Source organism: Mangrovibacterium sp. (assembly GCF_059905295.1).
Genome location: NZ_JBZQJF010000154.1, coordinates 1 through 4439 on the forward strand (window position 1 = coordinate 1; position 4439 = coordinate 4439).

Below are 4439 nucleotides of genomic sequence, written 5' to 3' on the forward strand. Positions count from 1 at the left end.
AACAAAGCCTTGCAGGTTATTAGCCATATGGAAGAGCATCCCTTAAAGAAGATGTTGCATAAAGGCTTGGTGGTGACTGTTAATTCAGACGATCCGGCTTATTTTGGTGGTTATATCAATGAAAACTTGTTGGCTGTTGCCGATTCTTTATTGCTCAATAAAGATGAGGTAGCCCAGTTAGCAAAGAATTCGTTTGCCGGAAGTTTTCTGAGTGTTGAGGAGAAACAAAAGCATATTGAAATGATTGACCAGTATTGCGCTCAAAACGCATAACGGTTGAAAACTTACAATAAAGGGAGGTTCATGTGAGCCTCCCTTTTTCTTTGAAAGCCAAACCTATGGCCACCTTCAAAATCAATTGTTTTGTCATGTTTTCCTCCTTGGCGAAGGATCTTGATGCAATCATTAGAGTCTCAATGGGCTTTTTTTATCTTTTGAATAGGCCAGAGTCAGGTTCATGACAATCTTCAGGATTTACTCACAGGCCGGTTCTGTCTTTTTGTAGATAATGGCCATTTCTATTGTGGCCTAACGATTGATGGTTATGGCGAATTTCAGAGTGCAAGAGTGAAGCAGAAAGACTTAAACTCAATATATCACAATTGATCTTGTTTTTAAGCAGGACACCCAAGGATAGCTATCCGGATTAGATTCGTTAGTATTGTAAGACAAACCTTATACAATACTAAAAATCAAACTTATGGCTACTTCAGTATTTGCAAAATACCCGAAGCCGGAGCAGCTAATGGCAATGGTCGGAGATTTTAATCCGGATGTTCTCCAGGTCAACGGGCATTTTCATACACCGTATTCTTTCAGTGCTTTTACACAAATCGCTCAGCCGTTTAATATGGCGCAGGAGGAGGATGTAGATGTGCTGGGGATCAACGATTTCTACACAACCGATGGCTACGACGAGTTTAACACATTAGCAAAGCAAAGGCAGATTTTTCCCTTGTTCAACATTGAATTTATGAGCTTGCAAAAGGACTTGCAGGCTGCAGGCGTTCGGGTGAATGATCCCAATAATCCCGGTCGTACCTATTTTAGCGGGAAGGGTTTACGTTATCCTGTTCGTCTAAATGCGGATATGGTTGCCCGTCTGTTTCAGGTTCAGGATGAAAGTAACAGGCAAACCGCCCAAATGATTGAAAAATTGAATACTTTTTTGGATGAGTTGAATGCCGGATTTTCATTCACTTTTGAGGAAATGAAGGCAGAATACGCCAAAAATTTGTTGCGTGAAAGGCATATAGCTAAAGCACTGCGTGAGGCCGTGGCCTCCAAATTTCCGTCGGAAGATGCACAGAAGGATTTCTTTACGAAACTGTTTTCCGGGAAAGAACCAAAATCGGATATGAGCGATTTTGCAGGACTTGAAAACGAGATTCGCGGCAATCTGCTAAAGTCTGGTGGAAAGGCTTTCGTCCCGGAAGATGATAAAGCTTTCTTAAGCCTTGAGCAGGTTAAAGAGCTGATCATTCAGGCAGGTGGTATTCCTTGTTATCCGGTATTGCTTGATAATCCCAAGGGAGAGTTTACCGATTTTGAAGGGGATTTCGAAAAGCTATACGAGCAACTGGTGGCAAAAGATGTCTACATGCTGGAATTGATCCCCGGGCGCAATAAACCCGAGATCATGGAAGAATTCGTTAAATTTTTCAATGATCGGGGCTTTGTTATTACCTTCGGGACGGAGCACAATACACCCAAACTTGACCCAATAACAGTTTATGGTGGCGACGGTAAAGATCTGAGTCCTGCCATGAAGAAGATCGGCTACGAAGGAGCATGTGTGATAGCGGCTCACCAATATTTGATTGTGAAGGGCGGGAAAGGCTATCTCAATAAGCATGGTAAAGCTAAAATCGAAAAGCGCGATGAATTTATTGCGTTGGGAAATGCGGTGATTAAGAAGTTTATAAGTGGCCAATAAAGAAATCAAATAAAATCAAACCAAAAAATACAGGAATTTTCAAACTTATGGAACAAGGAATAAAAGACTTAGTCGAGATCTCGCAGTTTTATGGCAAACAGAAAGATTTCGTACTGGCAGGAGGCGGTAATACTTCCTATAAAAACGCCGATTGCTTAAGGGTAAAAGCTAGCGGTTTTAGCTTATCGACGATTAGCGAAGCTGGTTTCGCAAAATTAGATCGTAAACAGTTAAACGAAATCAACACAAAAAGTTATTCATCCGAGGTTTTACAACGCGAAGAGGAAATTAAAAATGATTTGCTGAGAAGTCGGCTCGAGCCGGAAAAAGGCCGCCGTCCTTCAGTTGAGACTTCTCTGCACAACCTGATTGATTATAAGTTTATCGTTCACACACATTCAACAAAGGTGAACGGGCTGATGTGCAGTAAACAGGCAGCGGAGAAGACAGCGGAGGTTTTCGGAGACGATGTTTTATATGTCCCGTATGAAGATCCCGGCTATATCTTGTTTAAGGTAGTTGAAAAAGCTGTTTTAGACTATCGGGAGCAAAAAGGCAAAGAACCTGCAGTGATCCTACTCCAAAATCACGGGGTTTTTGTTGGTGCTAACTCAATTGCAGAGATTAAGGAAATTTACGATGATTTGATTGGAAAGCTGGATGCTGCATTCGGCGTGGAAGCTCCACTTGAAGACCTGCCCGTATCGGCCGATGCAGCCAAAGTAATACCGGCTGTGCGTATGATGGTGTCGGGTGAAGGACTGAAAACGGTTAAGTTGGTGAATAATACCTTGCTGGATTTCTACCTGGATGAGAAAAACTATCCTTCGATCGCCAACCCGTTTACCCCGGATGGTATTGTTTATGCTAATTCTGCCTATATCTACACGCAATATGCCGGAGATCCTGCAGCATTTTTAGAAGATATTCAAACAAAAATTGAGGACTATAATTCGGCAAAAGGAAAGCTTCCGAAGGTGATTTTTGCGAAAGGATTGGGCGTCATGCTGATTTCTGATAATGCGCAAGGAGCAGATGTGCTTTGTGATGTGGTAACCGATTGTTGCCGAATAGCAAAGTTTGCCCAGACATTTGGTGGAGAGCATCCGATGACCCCCAAACAAATTCAATTTATCGAGAACTGGGAGGTTGAACAGTACCGTTCCAAGGTTTCAATGGGCTCAACTGCTGGTCGTGTCGATCGTAAGATTATGGTTGTTACCGGTGGAGCTCAGGGCTTCGGTGCCGGAATCGTTGATGAATTGATGAAGCAGGGAGCCAATGTCGTAATTGCCGACCTGAATGCTGAAAAGGGACAGGCGTTTGCTGCGGAGTTAAATGCAATCAACCGGAAGAATAAGGCTTTGTTTGTAAAAGCCGATGTTTCGAGTGCCGATTCAGTACAGAAACTGGTTTATGAAACTGTTGTGAACTTTGGAGGCTTAGATGCTTTTATCAGTAATGCCGGAATACTACGTGCCGGAGGCTTGGATGAAATGACGCCTGAAACCTTTGAGTTGATGACAAAAGTGAACTACTCAGCTTACTTCCTGTGTGCGAAATATGCATCGGCAGTGATGAAGCTGCAAAATAAAATCAAGCCTGATCACTTTACCGATATCATTCAGATTAATTCAAAATCGGGTTTGAAAGGGAGTAATAAGAATTTTGCTTATGCCGGTGGAAAGTTTGGTGGCATTGGTTTAACCCAGTCATTTGCTCTGGAGCTTATGCCTTCGCGTATTAAAGTTAATTCAATCTGTCCGGGCAACTTTTTCGACGGACCGCTTTGGGCCGATCCGGAAAAAGGTTTGTTTGTTCAGTATTTGAAGGCCGGCAAAGTTCCGGGTGCAAAAACAATCGATGATGTTAAAGCGTATTACGAAGCACAGGTTCCCGCCGGTCGCGGGTGTACGCCTATTGATGTGATGCGGGCTATCTTTTATGTGGTTGAACAAGAGTATGAAACTGGTCAGGCAGTGCCGGTAACAGGTGGTCAAAATATGCTGAACTAGTTCCTGGTTTTTTGTTTCTGCTTTCTGGATAGATAATCTGGAACAGTTAATAAAAACCGGGATGTTGTTTCGATAGATAAAATTTTAGAATATAACCGAAGCTGGTGTTTGTTAACGAGTAACAAGTTACCAGCTTCTAGTAACAAGAATATGAAAACAAAAGCTATTCGATTATACGGCAAGAAAGACTTGCGACTGGAAGAATTTGAGCTTCCAAAGATTGGTGATGATGAAATTTTAGCGAAAGTTGTGTCTGACAGTATTTGTATGTCGTCGTACAAAGCAGCCTCGCAGGGTAGGGATCACAAACGTATTCCCAACGATGTGGCGGAGAATCCCATTTTGATTGGGCACGAATTTGCCGGCGAGTTGGTTGAAATTGGTGTCAACTGGCAACATAAGTTTAAGGCAGGACAGAAGTTCTCTATTCAGCCGGCAATTTATTACGAAGAAGGCCCTGTTGGCGTATTAAGTGCTCCAGGCTATTC

Annotated in this window: 4 protein-coding genes; all 4 read left to right on the top strand. The window is 42.6% G+C overall.

What is annotated here, in order from left to right:
* On the top strand, positions 1-273 hold a 273-nt coding region (locus tag AC37HE_RS08100; RefSeq protein ID WP_500782321.1), incomplete at its 5' end, for a hypothetical protein.
* Between the two features lie 427 nt (positions 274-700).
* Complete coding sequence (locus AC37HE_RS08105) at positions 701-1936, top strand: PHP domain-containing protein (RefSeq protein ID WP_500782323.1); 1236 nt, start codon at positions 701-703, stop codon at positions 1934-1936.
* 47 nt (positions 1937-1983) lie between these two features.
* Complete coding sequence (locus AC37HE_RS08110) at positions 1984-3951, top strand: SDR family NAD(P)-dependent oxidoreductase (protein WP_500782324.1); 1968 nt, start codon at positions 1984-1986, stop codon at positions 3949-3951.
* A gap of 150 nt (positions 3952-4101) precedes the next feature.
* A partial coding sequence (locus tag AC37HE_RS08115) for an alcohol dehydrogenase catalytic domain-containing protein (protein WP_500782325.1) occupies positions 4102-4439 on the top strand: 338 nt, incomplete at its 3' end.

Bases quoted from the DNA above. Each gene is read 5' to 3' on its own strand.
- AC37HE_RS08110 (WP_500782324.1), top strand. From the start codon at position 1,984: ATGGAACAAGGAATAAAAGACTTAGTCGAGATCTCGCAGTTTTATGGC.
- AC37HE_RS08105 (WP_500782323.1), top strand. From the start codon at position 701: ATGGCTACTTCAGTATTTGCAAAATACCCGAAGCCGGAGCAGCTAATG.